We start from the raw sequence: 16,164 nt of genomic DNA on the forward strand, positions 1-16,164 counted from the left end.
TGTCGCCCTTTTTTTTGAGTTTATGGAACGGGCTTCAGCCATAAATCATTTCATCCTGCAACGCGCGCAGTTCGGCGATCTTTGAACCCGGCTGCGGTGCCGCATTGGCATAGGTGATGAGTTCGCCCTTCCTGATCGGCGCGATGACTGTGCCGTTCTGGAGCAAGCCGCAGGGAACGGCTTTTGCGGCGCGAGCTTCCGGCGTCGTCATGATCCATGAGCGGTAGCAATATTGCCCGATAGCATCCAGATGATCGCCGGGCTGCATGTCCTTTTTGGCCACAGCGCAGACTTCCGCCACCGGCTTTGGCAGCGGCACCATGTCGGTCTTGCCGTGCAGGACCACACGGGCGACCGTCAGCGGCACTTCAAGCGATGTGAGATGATAGGGCCGGTGGAAGGTGAAATAGGGGCCTTTGCCTATTTTCAGGTCTTCCAGGCGCTCATTGAGGCGAGGGTGGTCCATCTTGGCCACAACGAACACGCCGGGTGAAACGCCTTTACCGATGGAATAATCGACCACGCCGCTTTTGCTGAGAACGCCGCCATCGGCCTGCGGAATCAGCGTCTGGCTGAGCTGGTCAATGCTGGCGCGGGGGCCGTGCATGCCCGCAATATCCGGCACAAGGCCGGTGGCATTGGCAATCGCCGCCATCTCGACCATTGTTTTTGAGCCGTCGATGAACTCGACCAGCAGGCGGACATTCATGTTCCGGCGATCCGCTTCTTGCCTGTAATCATCGGGCGTGGCGTCGAAATTGAGCGGGTTGTTCTTGCCCTTGCCAGCTGAAACGACTTCATAGCCAAGGGCGGAAACGAATTCGATCAGCTCCATGCAGGATGAAGGCTCGTCGCCGGCGCCAAGCGAATAGATCACACCCTGCTTATCGGCCTCGGCCTTGAGGTACGGGCCGATGGTAACGTCCGCCTCGACATTCATCATGACGAGGTGCTTGCCGTTGCGGATAGCCTTGATGCCGGTCTCGGCACCCACTTCGGGAATGCCGGTCGCGTCGATGATGACATCGATGAGCGGATTGGAGAGGATCAGGTCATTGTCATCGGTGACGGCGATCTTGCCGCTTTCGATGGCGCTGTTCATCGCGGATTCGGTCGTGGCTTCTCGCGCGTTTCCTTCGTCGCCATAGGCGGTGCGGACGGCCTTGAATGTATTGGGCAGTCTGCGGGCGGAAAGCGCGCCGACTTCGATGCCCTGCATCCGCGCTACCTGCGTGACGATGTCGGTGCCCATCTCGCCCGCGCCGATCAGGCCGATGCGGATCGGCTTGCCGGTTTCTGCTCGCGCTGCGAGATCGCGCGCCAGTCCAACCAGTGCCACATTTGTCGTCATGAAACTCTCCGCAAAATGTCAAAGCCACACAGGCGAGATAAATTTGTCACGCTTGTGTTGATATAGGTGCGTAATAGATGAACAGTCTCTATATCAACACCGGGGCGCGCGCACCTTCAAACTGCGCGACAAAATAGGCATCCCTTTTAGCAGGCCACTGGAGCCAAAATGAGCAGCGTATCCTCTTTCGATCTCGTGATCTTCGACTGTGACGGCGTTCTCGTCGACAGCGAGCCGCTTTCCTGTCGCGCTTTCGAGCAGGTCTATGCCAATCACGGCATGGAACTGCCGCAGGGTACGGTCGCCAAGGGCATCGGCATGAAACAGGCCGATATCATGAAGATGATCGAGGATATGACCGGGCACCGTCTGCCGGAAGATGCCATAAGCCAGTTCTGGCCCGAAACGAAAATCCTGTTCGCGGAAGCGCTGGAGCCGACCGCCGGTATTGCCGACTTCCTGCGCGTTTTGCCGCAAAAGCGCTGCGTTGCGTCGTCGTCACAGCCCGAGCGTATCGCGTTCAGCCTGGAAAAGACCGGCATCAGCCATTATTTCGGCGATGCGGTCTACTCGTCCAGCATGGTCAAGCGCGGCAAGCCGGCGCCGGACCTGTTTCTGTTTGCGGCGGACAAGATGGGCGTCGATCCGTCGCGCTGCGTGGTGATCGAAGATTCGCCTTTCGGCGTTGAGGGTGCAATTGCGGCGGGCATGACGGCGTTTGGCTATACGGGCGGCGGACACACCTATGCAGGCCATGCCGAAAAACTGACGAGCAAGGGCGCGCATCGGGTTTTCTCGCATTGGAATGATATAGCACGGGAAATTCTGGTTGCCGCCTGAACTCCATGCGTTAAACACAAGGCAAATCACATCAGCTCAGCAGGAATAGCCAGCGAATGAAAGACGCAATCACGCTCGACCAGTTGCGCGAGGCCATCGGCACGGAAATCGGATGTTCCGAATGGCGCGAAGTCACGCAGGAAATGATCAACCAGTTCGCGGATGCAACCGACGATCATCAGTTCATCCATGTCGATCCGGAACGCGCCGCCAGGGAGACGCCGTTTGGCGGCACCATCGCGCATGGCTTCTTGACGCTGTCGCTGCTCTCGACGCTGGCCTATGAGGCGCTGCCGATGCTGGAGGGGGCCACGATGGGCATCAATTACGGCTTCGACAAGCTGCGCTTCCTGTCGCCGGTCAAGACGGGTTCGCGCGTGCGCGCTCGTTTCAAGCTGGCGGATGCGGATATCCGTCCGTCAGGCCGCGTGGTCAATCACTATGACGTGACGCTGGAAATCGAAAATTCGCTGAAACCGGCGCTGACCGCAACCTGGCTCACGATTGCGGTAGTGGAACCACCGGAAAGTTAAGCCGCTTCGCGATAGGATACCGGGAGCCGTCCTTCTTCATCAAGAGGGGCGGCTTTTCCTTTATGTTCGATCATCAGCTCGCGGAAGAAGAACGGGCCGTGCAGGAACATGCCGAAATCATAGAAATTCTTCTTTTCCGCTCCGCGCATGTAAAGCAGATGCATCAGGAAGAAATTGCCCTTCGAGCGCCTGTAGCGGTTTTCGCTGTGCACATTCTTGAAGCGGATGCGATGGATGAGCGGCGGATTGGCGGTCCTTATCTTCAGGGCCTTGGCCGGGTCCGAGCCATAGAAATGGATGATGTCGGTCAGTACCTGAAATTCCGACCACAGGACCGGGCTTTCCTCGATCACCACGCGAACATCTTCGCGCAATGATTTCGCCCTGGGGTGCAGAGCGATCATCATCAGGCATGAGCCGACGGCCAGCAGCGACACGGGCTGCTTTGTCAGAAGATCGGGACGCTCTCGCTGCAAGTCGGCAAGCGCTTCCACTGCCGGAACCGTGCCCAGACTATGCGCAACGATGATGACTTCATCGGCCTGGCTTTCCTCGACCTTCCGTTTCAGCGCCTCCGCAAAAGCCTTGCGCCGCTGGTTCAGCTTTTCGTTGCGGCCATGGATGCGGTCATAGGCCGCCGACCAGTCGTCCAGCAGATAGGACATGAAGAACCGGTCGCCGGGCTTGCGCACGAGCAGCGTCGCGATGATGGCTGCAAGCGGAACCGACCAGAGAAGATGCAAAGCTGAAAGGCCAGCAGTCACCGGTGCGAAGGCCAGAAGGGCTGCGATGCCCAGAATCGCCAGCGACAGCAGGAAAGGCCACAGGAAAAACAGGACAAAGCGCCAGCTTGTCGTCAGATAGCGCCACAGCGTTCCGGTGAAGAGAATGTTCATGAAGGCGTGAAAGCCAGTCAACATGCGCTTCGGCGTCGAACGTGCTGCGTAATCGTCGAAAATATCCGCCGTGCCAAACTGGCAGAACTCCGTCTCCGTCTGCCAGCCATTGCCTGTGGTGGTGGCGGTCAGCGTGCCGCAATCATCCGGCTCTTCCGTCATGGGCGGCAGTTTTGTCTTTGCCTTCCACAGGCGGTCGAAATCCTTCAGCGCCTGCGCGTGGCGCACGCGGACGGCCTTGGGGTGCAGGCCCTCATAGCCTGTGAACTGGATGACGAGTCGTTTGCGGAGGGGCATCAAGAGAATCGGTTAAAATGAGAGGAGGGATTATCGGTTTGCTGGCAAAATGCTATGGGTCGCCATTGAGGCCGAATTATGCGGGAAACCTGTGCCGTTTAGCCTATTCGCGTGATCGGGACCATAGTAAATCGTGTGCAAGCCGGTATTTCGCGCAAGCCGGTGGGCAAAGTTGCATCTTGAGGTGGACAGGCTGGGCTCTTTCTGGTAATAGCCACGACCAATTTGCAGCGTATCCGTTGCGAAGCTTGGGAGCCTTTGGGCGTTGATCGGCCGGTCAGACCGGCTGAAATCGTTAAAAGACCCCCTAACGGCCTCAGGCTTAACCGAAATTCTAACCGATACGGGAATACACGTGCAGGTACTCGTCCGCGATAATAATGTTGATCAGGCTCTCCGCGCTCTCAAGAAAAAGATGCAGCGCGAAGGTATCTTCCGCGAAATGAAGATGCGCGGCCACTATGAAAAGCCGTCCGAAAAGCGCGCTCGCGAAAAGGCAGAAGCCGTTCGTCGCGCCCGCAAGCTGGCCCGTAAGCGCGCACAGCGTGAAGGCCTCATTGGCGGTCGTCCGGGCGCTCGCTGATCGACCTTAAAAACAGGCGCTGTTGAGCAGCGCCTTTTTTGCTTTCCGGTGCTGGCTCCCGCTTGCGCCGGATTTTGCATGTTTTGACTTCAGATATTTAGAGTGCATTCCGATAAAGTGTGAAACGCCTGCGCAGGGAAATACTCCAGGATTGTTTCCGTCGTCGTGTGAAGCGGTTTATGTCGGCGAGATATATTTTCCCTTATTCCGCTTCTATTTTTAATGCAGCGTTACGAAAAGTTTCTGGACTTCTCGCCCGCCATTATGTGTAAAAACAAATAATTAGGATATCCAACTGTCAGGCGGGCCAATCAAAGGTAAGCCAAGCTTAGGATAATGCCGCCTTTTTGCTGTTTTTATCTGCTGGTTGAGGCCAGTATAGTACCGTTACAGTCAAAATGGTCCGGCATGAGCGGGTGCTCGAAACCGGGCTGACAGGGGATGGAGAACAAGCAGGAGGGCTGTGCGCCCCATTGCGAGCTGAAAGGAATGCAGTCGTTGCCCACGCGCTTAAAGGTGATGCAATCGTCTGGAACCAAGGTTTCAGGAATTGAGGCATTGGGTGGAGCAGGCCGAAACGGCCTCATAATTGCCACCGCACTTCTGGCTTTGACCGTTGCGGGCTGCCAAAGCTCCACGACGACGGCACTGAGTACGGTTGATCGTGCCCAGGGCTCGAGCGAGAACATCAGTTCGCTGACGAGTGTGATCCAGAGCAACCCGCGCGATCCGGAAGGCTATAATGTGCGCGGCTCTGCCTATGGCAAGTCCGGACGCTACAAGGAAGCGCTGCGCGATTTCGATCAGGCAATAGCGCTCAACCCGAATTTCTATCAGGCCTACGCCAACCGCGCGCTGGTCTATCGCTATATGGGCGACAGCGGCAAGGCCGCACAGGATTACAGCAAAGCCATCCAGCTCAATCCGCAATATGACGCCGCCTATATCGGACGCGGCAATGTCTATCGTCAGGCCGGGCGTCTCGATCAGGCGCTCAGCGACTTCAATCAGGCCATTGCCCTGCAGACGACGGACGGTCGCGCTTACCATAATCGCGGTCTGATCTATCAGGCGAAGGGCCAGCACAAGCAGGCTATCGAGGATTTCTCCAAGGCCGTTTCGCTGAATTCGACTGCGCCGGAGCCTTATAACGGTCGCGGCATTTCCTATGTGGCGCTCGGCGACTACGACAATGCCTTCGACGATTTCAACACGGCTATCACGCTCGACAAGAATATTGCCGAAAGCTGGGCCAATCAGGCGCTTGTCTACGAGCACAATGGTGACAAGGCCAAGGCTGCGAATTCCTATGCCCGTGCCGTGCAGCTTGACCCGAAATACCAGCCTGCAAAGGATGGTTTGGCACGGACGCGCGGATAACCTTTTAGAGCCTGTTCCAAAAGTCGCCCTGTGTGGCTGCAAATGGCAATTTATCTGCGTTCCGGTGCTCGCGTACACCTCATAGACGCATAGTCTTGTCCGAGAAGTCTGCAACTTTTCGGGACTGTGCTTAGACGTACGCTCCGCTCCGGTACTCGGAAATCACCATTTTCGCACACACATACCACCTTTTTGATTCACGCTCTTGTATTGCCAAGTATTGAAGATTGATAGCGGCGCTTTCCAAATTGGAGAGCGCCGCTTTTCTTTATAATTGGCCGCGATATATTGAATCTCATGTCGCTCTTCGATCACATCGGATTCAAAGCCCGTAACGTCAATCGCAGCCTTTCTTTTTACGAAAGCTGCATGCCCGAACTTGGTCTGGAGGTCATTGCCCGATCAGGCAGCGGATTCTTCGTCAGCGGAGGAGAACGGGCGCCCGTTCCGTTTCTGTGGATTCACGGCAGCCACGGTGAGGCAGATGACAGCGCGGACAGGCCGGGCGACCGTCTGCATCTGATGTTTACAGCCGGAAGTCGCGAGGCGGTGGAGGCGTTTCATGAGGCCGCGCTGAAGGCAGGCGGCAAGGATAGCGGCAGCCCCGCCTATCAGGGACCGGAAGAGATGGGCTATTACGCAGCGCTGGTCTTCGATCCCGACGGAAACACGCTGGAAGCGGGTTTCCGCGAGAGGAAGCGATGATTCCAGATTAGAGCGACGATCTGATTGAATCAGATCGTCGCTCTAATGGTTTTTTCACGCACATCCCGAAAACCGTTTCACACTTTTCGGGATGTGCTTTAGGCGCGCAGATTGCGCTTGTCGAGACGGTTTACCAGCCGGTCGCCGATCCACTGGACGCCGCAGACCATGATGATGAGAATAATCACCACGGCGACCATGATCTGCGTTTCAAAGCGCTGATAGCCGTAGCGGATGGCAAGATCGCCAAGACCGCCCGCGCCGATGGCGCCCGCCATGGCCGAAGCGCCGACAAGCGTGATGATGGTCACGGTGAAACCGGCGATGATGCCGGGCAGGGCTTCGGGAACCAGCACTTCGCGCACGATGGTCCAGCGGTTCGCGCCCATGGAGCGCGCGGCTTCGATGAGGCCGTGATCCACTTCGCGCAGCGACACTTCCGCGATGCGCGCATAATAGGGGATGGCGGCAATCGACAGCGGCACGATGGAGGCCCATGTGCCGATGGACGTGCCGACGATGAAGCGCGTGACGGGAATGAGCGCCACCAGCAGGATGATAAACGGAACCGAGCGAAAGCCGTTGATGATGGCGCCAAGGATCGTGTTCAGCGTCAGGTTCTGTGCGAGGCCGCCACGTTCCGTCAAGATCATGATGAGGGCGAGCGGCAGACCGACGACGAGCGAGATCAGGCTCGAAAAGCCGGTCATGATGATGGTCTCCCAGAAGGAGCGCCAGAGAAGATCAAGCATTGCCTGAGACATAGCCGAGAACCTCCGTGGCGTCTGCATGGGTGTCGAGATAGGTGATTGCGGCGTCGAGTTTCGCCTTGTCGTCGGCAGGCAGGCCGATGAATAGCGTTCCCACCGGCTCGCCCTGGATCGTATCCATGCCGCCATGGATCAATTGCGGCGCAAGGCCGGTGGCCGCAACCACGCCGTTGAAGAATGCGCCCTTGGCGGCAGCGCCCGACAGTTTGACTTTCAGCACGGCCAGATTGCCGGATTTCTCCAGCCGGTCGCGCCAGATGGCGGGCAGTTCCGGCGTCAGCACCTGCAACATGCTCTGCGTGACGGGCGATTGCGGATTGGCGAAGACCTTCCACACCGGGCCTTCCTCGGCGATTGCGCCATGGTCGAGCACGATCACGCGGTCGGCAATGCGGCGGATCACTTCCATCTCATGCGTGATGAGCAGGATGGTCAGGCCGAGCTTGGTGTTGATGTCTTTCAGCAGGGCAAGGATCGACTGGGTGGTTTCCGGATCGAGCGCCGAGGTGGCCTCATCCGAAAGCAGCACTGCCGGTTCTGCGGCGAGCGCGCGGGCAATGCCGACGCGCTGCTTCTGGCCGCCCGAAAGCTGGGCAGGGTAATGTTTTGCCTTGTCGGAAAGGCCGACCAGTTCTAGAAGTTCCGCCACACGCCTGGCGCGTTCGGCCTTCGGCTTGCCAGCGATCTTCAGGGGCAGGGCGATGTTTTCGGCCACGGTCTTGGCCGACAGCAGGTTGAAATGCTGGAACACCATGCCGATGCGGCGGCGCACCGGGCGCAGCGCGTCTTCGCCAAGGCCGGTGATTTCGCGACCTTCGATCAGGATCGAACCGGCATCCGGCTTTTCAAGGCCGTTGACGCAGCGGATCAGCGTGGACTTGCCCGCGCCGCTGCGGCCGATGATGCCGAGGATTTCGCCGCGCGCGACGGAAAGGGAAACGCCGTTGATGGCTGCCGTCTCACCGAACATTCGGCGCACGTCTTTCATCTCGACGATGGGCGCGGACGCGGCGGGTGGCTTTTCAATGGTCACGGTCGTTTCTTCTATGTCTGGATAGGCGGCTGTAAACAGCGGCAAACTGCAATCGGATAAGGCTTCAAGGAAGGATGATGCCTGGCTCAAGCCATCAGCTCTTGCTGTGGCGATGCTTTAGGGCAATTTTTGTCGGTACGTCAATAAAAGCCGCGCCGGAAACAGTTCCGGCGCGGTCTTTCTGCCATTCTGTCGATTAATTCCAGGCCGGGATGCCGGTGCCCTTGTAGGCGCGGTCGAGTTCGGCCTTCACGGCATCGTTCTGGAACGAAGCAACCAGATCCTTGACCCAGGGCTGGTCGAGATCGTCGGTACGCACCGCGATGAAGTTGTTGTATGGGTTGTTTTCCTTCGATTCCCAGCCGATGGCTTCTTCCTTCTTCAGCCCGGCTTTCGCGGCCCAGTCATTGTTGACGATTGCCGCATCAAGATCATCGATGGAACGGCCCACAACACCGGCGTCGAGTTCCTTGATTTCGATCTTCTTGGGGTTTTCCACAATGTCGAGCGGCGTTGCCAGAACGCCCGCATCCGGCTTCAGCTTGATGAGGCCGTGGGCTTCCAGAACGCGCAGCGCGCGGCCTTCATTGGTCGGGTCGTTCGGCACGCCGACGGTGGCGCCATCCTTCAGTTCCTCAAGGCTCTTCACCTTGCGCGAATAGATGCCGATCGGCCAGACGGCAGTGTAGCCTGCGACGGAAATCTTGTAGCCGTGCTGCTTGATCTGCTCGTCGAGATAAGGCTTGTGCTGGAAGGCGTTGGCGTCGATTTCCTTGCGTTCCAGAGCTTCGTTCGGCTGGTTATAGTCGTTGAAGGTCACGCGCTCGATGTTGAGGCCGTGCTTCTTGCCTTCTTCGGCAACGACTTTCCAGACGTCCTCGTCTTCGCCGCCCATGATGCCGACCTTGATGGTCTTGTCTTCCGCATGGCTTGGCGCGGAAGCAAAGCCGACGGTCAGGGCTGCTGCGGTGAAGAGAAGGGCTTTCAGACCGGCGCGACGGGTCAAAGCATAACGGGAAAGGGCTGACGACATTTTTGTTTTCCTTAGCTGAACATTGTGGAGAGCCGGTCCCGGAAAGCGATCTTTTGAGATGATCTTTCTCCCCCTGCCCACCTTGTTGCCGATAATTCCCTTTTGTCGGGCAATAAACAAGGAAAATTATTTCAGAATTTGTCGAAGCAGCAATGGCGAAATTGCGTTCACGAGACGGTGAGCGGATTGCCATTTCCGCCCATCTGGCTCGCTTATCGGTTATCGGCGATAATCATCTGCGCGGCCTTTTCGGCGATCATGAGGGTCGGAGAGTTGGTGTTGCCGGACGTGATGGTTGGCATGATCGAGGCGTCGGCCACGCGCAGGCCCGCAATGCCGTTGAAGCGCAGGCGCGGATCGACGATTGCTTCTGCGTCCTGCCCCATGCGGCAGGTACCGACGGGATGGAAAATCGTTGTGCCAATATCGCCAGCGGCCTTTTCCAGTTGCTCCTGCGTTTCGTAAGTAGGGCCGGGCTTGAACTCTTCTGGGCGAAACTTCTGCAACGGTGCCTGTGCCACGATATGGCGTGTGAGGCGGATTGCGTCGGCAGCGACGCGGCGGTCGCTTTCGGTCGCCAGATAATTCGGCCTGATCGCCGGTTGGGTCCGATGATCCGGCGACTTGATGTGGATCGAGCCGCGGCTGTCGGGACGCAGATTGCACACGCTGGCCGTAAAGGCGGGGAAGGGGTGAACGTTTTCGCCGAATTTTTCGAGACTGAGCGGCTGCACGTGATATTGCAGATTGGCGGTTTCATAGGACGGGTCGGAGCGGGTGAAGACGCCGAGCTGGCTTGGCGCCATCGACATCGGCCCGGACCGGCGCAGCAGATATTCCAGCCCGATCATCGCTTTGCCGACAAGCCTGCTTGCCTTCTCGTTCAGCGTCGGAATGCCGCTGACTTTATAGGCGCAGCGCAATTGCAGATGGTCCTGAAGGTTCTCGCCAAGCTGCCTGCGCTCCAGCTTGACCGGGATGCCCGCCTGCTGCAGCACGTCGCCGCGCCCGATGCCCGACAGTTCGAGGATTTGCGGTGAGCCGACCGCACCGGCGGCGAGAATGACCTCGCGCCTTGCCTTCACCGTGCGGGTCGCGCCGTTCTGGTCGAAGGTGACGCCGGTGGCGCGCAGGTCCTCGATCTCGATGCGGCGCACATGCGCGCCGGTTTCGACCGTCAGGTTCTGGCGGTCCTGTGCCGGGCGCAGAAAGGCCTTAGCCGTGTTCCAGCGGATGCCGCGCTTCTGGTTGACCTTGAAATAGGAGACGCCTTCATTGTCGCCGCGATTGAAATCGTCGGTCGCGGGGATGCCGGCGGCAACGGCGGCATCGCGGAAAGCATCGAGAATATCCCAATGCAGGCGGGCGTTTTCGACGCGCCATTCGCCGCCCGCGCCATGCAGGGCGCTTGCGCCTGCAAAATAATCCTCCGATTTCTTGAACAGCGGCAGCACATCGTCCCAGCCCCAGCCTTCGCAACCGGCTTGCCGCCAGAGATCATAGTCGCGCGCCTGGCCGCGCATATAGATCATGCCATTGATAGACGAGCAGCCGCCCAGCACTTTGCCGCGCGGATAGCCCAATGAGCGGCCGTTCAGCCCCGGTTCGGCCTCGGTGGTGAAACACCAGTCGGTGCGCGGATTGCCGATGCAATAGAGATAGCCGACCGGGATGTGGATCCAGGCGTAATTGTCCTTTCCGCCTGCTTCCAGCAGCAGTACGGAGCGGTTCTGGTCTGCGGAAAGCCGGTTCGCGAGGGCGCAGCCTGCCGTGCCCGCGCCAACCACGATGTAATCGTAGGTGTCGGTCATGATGTCATATCCAGTCAATTGGCGGGGTTTTCAGCCACCCCGCAGGCTTAAGTTTCAGCCGAAGAGTTTCTTTCCAATCCGCGATGCGTAGATCTCGCCGATGATCCCTTTCCGGAAGAGGAGGACGCAGGCCATGAAGATGAGGCCCGTGACGATTGTGACGGGGAAGTCGGATGTTGCGAGATAGTTCTGGAGCGCGACGACGAAGGCTGCACCAACGATGGGGCCTATGAGTGTTCCGATACCGCCCAGAAGCGTCATGAGGATCACTTCGCCCGACATCTGCCAGCCGACATCGGTGAGCGTCGCGAACTGGAAGACAAGCGCCTTCAGCCCGCCTGCAAGACCGGCAAGCCCTGCCGACATGACGAAGGCTGCAAGCTTGTAGCGGTTGACGGAGTAACCGAGCGATATGGCGCGGTTTTCATTCTCGCGCACCGATTTCAGGATCATGCCGAAGGGCGAATTGATGATACGCCAGATGATGAAGACGCCCAGTACGAACACGGCCAGCACGAAATAATACATGTTTATCGGCTGGTTGAGGTCGATGAAGCCAAAGAGATCTCCGCGCGGCACGCCTTGTAGTCCATCTTCGCCATGGGTGAAGGAAGCCTGCAGGCAGAAGAAGAAGAACATCTGCGCCAATGCCAGCGTGATCATGGTCGAATAGATGCCCTGACGGCGGATGGCGAGATAGCCGATGACGAGGCCAAGGGCGGCAGCGGCAAGGACCCCGAGCACGAGGCCGAGTTCCGGCGTGACGCCCCAGACTTTCACCGTATGGGCCGTGATATAGGCCGCGCCGCCGAAGAAGGCTGCATGGCCGAAGGAGAGAATGCCGGTATAGCCCAACAGAAGATTGAAGGCAGAGGCGAACAGCGCAAAGCACAGCATCTTCATCAGGAAGATGGGGTACACCATGAAGGGTGCCGCCAGCAGCCCGACGAGGGCGATGCCGAGAACGATCACCGAGAGGCTGTTGATGGCAGGTGCCTTACTGTCGCGCGGGGTTGCGGTTGCCTTGGAAGTGGCCTTGAGAGCGGTATCAGCCATGTCAGGCCTCCTTCCCGAACAGTCCGGCGGGTCGAACCAGAAGGACGATAGCCATGATGACGAAGATGACGATGCTGGAGGCTTCCGGATAGAAGACCTTAGTAAGACCTTCCGCCAGCCCCAGCACATAGCCGGTGATGATGGCGCCGAGGATTGATCCCATGCCGCCGACCACCACCACGGCAAAGACCACGATGATGATGTTGGAGCCCATCAGCGGACTGACCTGATAGATCGGCGCGGCCATGATACCAGCCACACCGGCAAGCGCGGCACCCAGCGCATAGGTGAAGGTGAGGAGCAGCGGCACATTGATGCCGAAGGCTTTTACCAGCGTGGGGTTTTCAGTTGCGGCACGCAGATAGGCGCCGAGCTTGGTCTTTTCGATCAGGAGCCAGGTGCCAAGGCAGACGAAAAGCGAGGCGACGACGACCCAGGCACGATAGTTCGGCAGGAACATGAAGCCGAGATTGTGCCCACCCGCAAGAGAAGGTGGCACCGCATAGGGCTGGCCGGCAGCGCCATAATAATAGCGGAACGTGCCTTCGATCACCAGCGCAAGGCCGAAGGTGAAGAGCAGGCCATAGAGCGGATCGAGATTGTAAAGCCGCGACAGGGCCACGCGCTCGATGATCGCACCGCCCAGCCCGACGATGAGCGGGGCCAGGATAAGCGCCGGCCAGTAACCGATGCCGAGCCAGCTCAACAGCAGATAACCGACAAAAGCACCCAACATATATTGTGCGCCATGGGCAAAGTTGATGATGCGCAAAAGCCCGAAGATGATGGCAAGGCCAAGGCTCAGCATGGCATAGAATGAGCCGTTGATGAGGCCGACCAGTAACTGCCCGAGAAGTGCCTGCAAAGGTATTCCGAAGATCATGGTCATTGTTTCAGACTCCCAGCGCGTGCGTGAGCGCCGCCATGCGGGCGGGCAGTTCGGCGGTGGGGAAGTTTTCCGTCACCACGCCATGATCCATGAGATAAAAGCGGTCGGCGACCTTGGCGGCAAAGCGGAAATTCTGCTCGACCAGAAGTACGGTCATGCCACGTTTTTTCAACTCCACCAGCACATCGCCGATGCGCTGCACGATGACGGGCGCAAGACCTTCGGTCGGCTCGTCCAGCAGCAGAACCTTGACCCCGGTGCGCAGGATGCGGGCAATGGCCAGCATCTGCTGCTCGCCGCCCGAAAGCTTGGTGCCGGGGCTGTTGCGGCGCTCGTGCAGGTTGGGGAAAAGTTCGTATATCTCATCCAGAGACATTGCGCCTTGACTGCCTTTGGCGACGACAGGCGGCAAAAGCAGGTTTTCATGTACGTTCAAGGTGGCGAAGATGCCGCGTTCTTCCGGCACGAAGCCGAGGCCAGCATAGGCGATGCGGTGCAGCGGCACGCGCATGATATCCTTACCGTCCAGCGTGATGGTGCCGGTGCGTTTGCGGATGATCCCCATGATGGCGCGCAGCGTCGTGGTCTTGCCGACGCCGTTGCGGCCCAGAAGCGTGATGGTTTCGCCGGGCCAGATGTCGAGGTCTACGCCGTGCAGGGCATGGCTTTCGCCATACCAGGCATTCAGTCCGCGCACGGACAGGAGCGGTTGGCCTTTATTCATGTTCGGTTCCCATATAGGCGGTGCGCACGCGCTCGTCCTTCGAGACGGCGGCATAATTGCCGGAGGCGAGGATTTCGCCGCGTTGCAGCACCGTGACATGGTGGGCAATGTCGGCCACCACCTTGAGATTGTGTTCCACCATCAAGACCGCGCGATCCTTCGCCACATCGGCAATGAGGGCGGCAATGGTGTGGACGTCTTCATGACCCATGCCCGCCATCGGCTCATCGAGCAGCAGCACTTTCGGATCGAGCGCCAGCGTGGTGGCGATTTCCAGTGCGCGCTTGCGACCATAGGACAGATCAGCGGCCAGCGCATAGCGGGCATCGGCCAGACCGACGCGTTCCAGAAGTTCGACGGCCTGCGCATCGAGCCGATCAAGTGCCGACAGCGAACGCCAGAACTGCGTAGCAAGCCCGTAGGGGCGCTGCAGCGCAACCTTCACATTCTCCAGAACAGTCAGATGCGGAAAGGTGGCCGAAATCTGGAACGAGCGCACCAGCCCCATCCGCGCCACCCTGGCCGGATCGGTCTTGGTGATGGTTTCGCCCAGAAGCGTGATCTCGCCGCTCGTCGGCTGCAGAAACTTGGTCAGAAGATTGAAGACCGTGGTCTTGCCTGCACCGTTGGGGCCGATCAGCGCATGAACACGGGCATGTTCCACATCAAGATCGACATTCTTCACCGCGTAAAAGCCGCCAAACGACTTGCCCAGCCCGCGCGCCGACAGAACCGTGCGCGCGCCAGATGCGCCGCCATCGTTCGGCCCTGCTTCAGGCAGGGCCGTCATATTGCCAGTTGCTGCGTTCATTCAACCAGCCTCTTACTGCGTTACCAGCGGGCAGCCGCTTTCTTCCGGCTTCATGTAGGCCTGATCGCCGGGAATGGTTGCAAGAACCTTATAATAATCCCAAGGCGCCTTGCTTTCATCAGGCTTCTTCACTTCCATCAGATACATGTCGTAGATCATGCGTCCGTTGGGGCCGACCTTGCCATGACGGGCGAAGACGTCCTCGACCGGCATTTCATGAAGCTTCTTGGCAACGGCTTCGGTTTCGTCGGTGCCTGCTTCCTTGATCGCCTTCAGATATTGAAGAACGGCAGAGTAGGTGCCTGCCTGGATCATGTTCGGCATGCGGCCCGTGCGCTCGAAGAAGCGCTTGCCGAATTCACGCGATTCATCGTCGCGATCCCAGTAGAAACCTTCGGTCAGCGTCAGTCCTTGAGCTGCTTCAAGACCAAGACCGTGTACTTCCGACAGGGTGAAGAGCAGGGCCGCGAGGCGCTGCCCACCGGCAACGATGCCGAATTCAGCCGCCTGCTTGATAGCATTGGACGTGTCGAGACCGGCATTGGCGAGGCCGACCACTTTCGCGCCGGAGGCCTGTGCCTGCAGCAGGAAGGAGGAATAATCGGTGGTTGCCAGCGGGTGGCGTACGGAACCCAGCACTTTGCCGCCCTTGGATTCGACGAATTTGCTCGTCTGCTCCTCCAGCGAATAGCCGAATGCATAATCGGCAGTGAGGAAGAACCAGGTGTCGCCGCCCTGCTGCACAAGCGAGCCGCCAGTGCCGACGGCAAGCGCATGGGTGTCATAGGCCCAGTGGAAGCCATAAGGCGTGCACTGCTTGCCGGTCAGTTCCGATGTGGCAGCGCCGGTGTTGATGGTGATCTTTTTCTTGTCCTTCGACAGGGCCTGCACAGCGAGGCCGACCGATGAGGTCGTCAGTTCCATGATGGAATCGACCTGCTCAGTGTCGTACCACTGGCGGGCAATGTTCGAGGCCACGTCCGGCTTGTTCTGGTGGTCTGCCGTGATGATCTCAATCGGTGCATCGAGCACTTTGCCGCCGAAATCTTCAGCTGCCATCTTGGCAGCCTCGAACGACCATTTGCCGCCAAAGTCGGCATAGACGCCCGACTGGTCGTTCAGAATGCCGATTTTGACCTTGCCGTCGGAAATTTCCGCCGCCGACGAGATGGCCGTGGCGGCGAAAAGCGCTGCCGTTGCAAGTGCGAGACATTTCATGAAGTGTTTCCTCCCAGTAACTCCACAAACCGCCACGGGAACCGGACGGTATTCTCCATTGAAGCAGTCTTTTCAGATGGGGCGGGCCGTTTTCCTCATGACGGGCTTCCCTCTGCTTCCGCCCGATTTGTTCCTCCGCTCGGGCCTTGATTAGAACGGTAGCATTGACAAATGCGTACACGAACAACAATTTTTGAACAGTGTCTGTTCAAAAACGTACAGATAGAGCAGCAT

Annotated in this window: 16 protein-coding genes; 5 read left to right on the forward strand and 11 right to left on the reverse strand. The window is 58.6% G+C overall.

Annotated elements, in window-relative coordinates:
- Positions 1-34 precede the first annotated feature (34 nt).
- Positions 35-1,351: a 1-deoxy-D-ribulose 5-phosphate reductoisomerase gene (locus JNC70_RS13890; RefSeq protein WP_104754306.1), complete on the reverse strand. Its 1,317-nt coding sequence runs from the start codon at positions 1,349-1,351 to the stop codon at positions 35-37.
- 168 nt (positions 1,352-1,519) lie between these two features.
- Here JNC70_RS13890 and JNC70_RS13895 point away from each other — a divergent pair, with 168 nt between their 5' ends.
- Both JNC70_RS13895 and JNC70_RS13900 read left to right on the forward strand, forming a co-directional pair.
- The gene (locus tag JNC70_RS13895) at positions 1,520-2,191 is read left to right on the forward strand and encodes an HAD family hydrolase (protein ID WP_104754305.1); all 672 of its coding nucleotides are present in this window, start codon (positions 1,520-1,522) and stop codon (positions 2,189-2,191) included.
- Between the two features lie 56 nt (positions 2,192-2,247).
- Complete coding sequence (locus tag JNC70_RS13900) at positions 2,248-2,724, forward strand: MaoC family dehydratase (protein ID WP_104754304.1); 477 nt, start codon at positions 2,248-2,250, stop codon at positions 2,722-2,724.
- Here JNC70_RS13900 and JNC70_RS13905 read toward each other — a convergent pair.
- Positions 2,721-3,917, reverse strand: a complete 1,197-nt coding sequence (locus JNC70_RS13905; RefSeq protein ID WP_104754303.1) for an alpha/beta hydrolase — start codon at positions 3,915-3,917, stop codon at positions 2,721-2,723. The two genes, JNC70_RS13900 and JNC70_RS13905, sit on opposite strands and share 4 nt — an antisense overlap.
- A 355-nt stretch (positions 3,918-4,272) precedes the next feature.
- On the opposite strand from JNC70_RS13905, the gene rpsU reads away from it, so the two are divergent.
- The 3 genes from rpsU (at position 4,273) to JNC70_RS13920 (ending at position 6,585) form a co-directional block, all read left to right on the forward strand.
- The gene (gene rpsU / locus JNC70_RS13910) at positions 4,273-4,500 is read left to right on the forward strand and encodes a 30S ribosomal protein S21 (protein WP_010659458.1); all 228 of its coding nucleotides are present in this window, start codon (positions 4,273-4,275) and stop codon (positions 4,498-4,500) included.
- Positions 4,501-4,989: 489 nt separating this feature from the next.
- Positions 4,990-5,880 (forward strand): tetratricopeptide repeat protein, encoded by an 891-nt coding sequence (locus JNC70_RS13915; RefSeq protein ID WP_104754302.1) that lies wholly within the window; start codon positions 4,990-4,992, stop codon positions 5,878-5,880.
- A 297-nt stretch (positions 5,881-6,177) separates the two neighbouring features.
- Positions 6,178-6,585 (forward strand): VOC family protein, encoded by a 408-nt coding sequence (locus JNC70_RS13920; RefSeq protein WP_104754334.1) that lies wholly within the window; start codon positions 6,178-6,180, stop codon positions 6,583-6,585.
- Between the two features lie 98 nt (positions 6,586-6,683).
- On the opposite strand, the gene JNC70_RS13925 is transcribed toward JNC70_RS13920, so the two are convergent.
- The 9 genes from JNC70_RS13925 to JNC70_RS13965 all read right to left on the reverse strand — a co-directional run bounded on the left by JNC70_RS13925 (position 6,684) and on the right by JNC70_RS13965 (position 15,930).
- On the reverse strand, positions 6,684-7,349 hold the full coding sequence (locus JNC70_RS13925; RefSeq protein ID WP_104754301.1) for a methionine ABC transporter permease: 666 nt from the start codon (positions 7,347-7,349) through the stop codon (positions 6,684-6,686).
- The gene (locus JNC70_RS13930; protein ID WP_104754333.1) at positions 7,330-8,388 is read right to left on the reverse strand and encodes a methionine ABC transporter ATP-binding protein; all 1,059 of its coding nucleotides are present in this window, start codon (positions 8,386-8,388) and stop codon (positions 7,330-7,332) included. Before JNC70_RS13930 ends, JNC70_RS13925 begins: the two co-directional genes overlap by 20 nt.
- 196 nt (positions 8,389-8,584) lie before the next feature.
- A complete protein-coding gene (locus tag JNC70_RS13935) occupies positions 8,585-9,421 on the reverse strand; it encodes a MetQ/NlpA family ABC transporter substrate-binding protein (RefSeq protein WP_104754300.1) in 837 nt (278 codons plus the stop codon).
- Between the two features lie 212 nt (positions 9,422-9,633).
- Positions 9,634-11,232, reverse strand: coding sequence for a GMC family oxidoreductase (locus JNC70_RS13940; protein ID WP_104754299.1), 1,599 nt, complete (start codon positions 11,230-11,232; stop codon positions 9,634-9,636).
- A gap of 54 nt (positions 11,233-11,286) precedes the next feature.
- A complete protein-coding gene (locus tag JNC70_RS13945) occupies positions 11,287-12,288 on the reverse strand; it encodes a branched-chain amino acid ABC transporter permease (protein WP_104754298.1) in 1,002 nt (333 codons plus the stop codon).
- Position 12,289: 1 nt separating this feature from the next.
- Entirely contained in the window at positions 12,290-13,177 is an 888-nt protein-coding gene (locus JNC70_RS13950; RefSeq protein WP_010659466.1) for a branched-chain amino acid ABC transporter permease, read from the reverse strand.
- Between the two features lie 4 nt (positions 13,178-13,181).
- Positions 13,182-13,901, reverse strand: coding sequence for an ABC transporter ATP-binding protein (locus JNC70_RS13955; RefSeq protein ID WP_104754297.1), 720 nt, complete (start codon positions 13,899-13,901; stop codon positions 13,182-13,184).
- Entirely contained in the window at positions 13,894-14,712 is an 819-nt protein-coding gene (locus JNC70_RS13960; RefSeq protein ID WP_104754296.1) for an ABC transporter ATP-binding protein, read from the reverse strand. Before JNC70_RS13960 ends, JNC70_RS13955 begins: the two co-directional genes overlap by 8 nt.
- Positions 14,713-14,724: 12 nt before the next feature.
- Entirely contained in the window at positions 14,725-15,930 is a 1,206-nt protein-coding gene (locus JNC70_RS13965) for an ABC transporter substrate-binding protein (RefSeq protein WP_104754295.1), read from the reverse strand.
- Positions 15,931-16,164: the final 234 nt, after the last annotated feature.

The sequence above is a fragment of the Brucella oryzae genome, from assembly GCF_041929965.1.
In the GTDB taxonomy this organism is placed as follows: domain Bacteria; phylum Pseudomonadota; class Alphaproteobacteria; order Rhizobiales; family Rhizobiaceae; genus Brucella; species Brucella oryzae.

Coding starts and splice junctions, on each gene's coding strand:
- JNC70_RS13920 (WP_104754334.1), top strand. CDS start 6,178: ATGTCGCTCTTCGATCACATCGGATTCAAAGCCCGTAACGTCAATCGC.
- JNC70_RS13960 (WP_104754296.1), bottom strand. CDS start 14,712: ATGAACGCAGCAACTGGCAATATGACGGCCCTGCCTGAAGCAGGGCCG.
- JNC70_RS13945 (WP_104754298.1), bottom strand. CDS start 12,288: ATGGCTGATACCGCTCTCAAGGCCACTTCCAAGGCAACCGCAACCCCG.
- JNC70_RS13905 (WP_104754303.1), bottom strand. CDS start 3,917: ATGCCCCTCCGCAAACGACTCGTCATCCAGTTCACAGGCTATGAGGGC.
- JNC70_RS13940 (WP_104754299.1), bottom strand. CDS start 11,232: ATGACCGACACCTACGATTACATCGTGGTTGGCGCGGGCACGGCAGGC.
- JNC70_RS13915 (WP_104754302.1), top strand. CDS start 4,990: ATGCAGTCGTTGCCCACGCGCTTAAAGGTGATGCAATCGTCTGGAACC.
- JNC70_RS13895 (WP_104754305.1), top strand. CDS start 1,520: ATGAGCAGCGTATCCTCTTTCGATCTCGTGATCTTCGACTGTGACGGC.
- JNC70_RS13925 (WP_104754301.1), bottom strand. CDS start 7,349: ATGTCTCAGGCAATGCTTGATCTTCTCTGGCGCTCCTTCTGGGAGACC.
- JNC70_RS13950 (WP_010659466.1), bottom strand. CDS start 13,177: ATGACCATGATCTTCGGAATACCTTTGCAGGCACTTCTCGGGCAGTTA.
- JNC70_RS13935 (WP_104754300.1), bottom strand. CDS start 9,421: ATGTCGTCAGCCCTTTCCCGTTATGCTTTGACCCGTCGCGCCGGTCTG.
- JNC70_RS13890 (WP_104754306.1), bottom strand. CDS start 1,351: ATGACGACAAATGTGGCACTGGTTGGACTGGCGCGCGATCTCGCAGCG.
- JNC70_RS13965 (WP_104754295.1), bottom strand. CDS start 15,930: ATGAAATGTCTCGCACTTGCAACGGCAGCGCTTTTCGCCGCCACGGCC.
- JNC70_RS13900 (WP_104754304.1), top strand. CDS start 2,248: ATGAAAGACGCAATCACGCTCGACCAGTTGCGCGAGGCCATCGGCACG.
- JNC70_RS13955 (WP_104754297.1), bottom strand. CDS start 13,901: ATGAATAAAGGCCAACCGCTCCTGTCCGTGCGCGGACTGAATGCCTGG.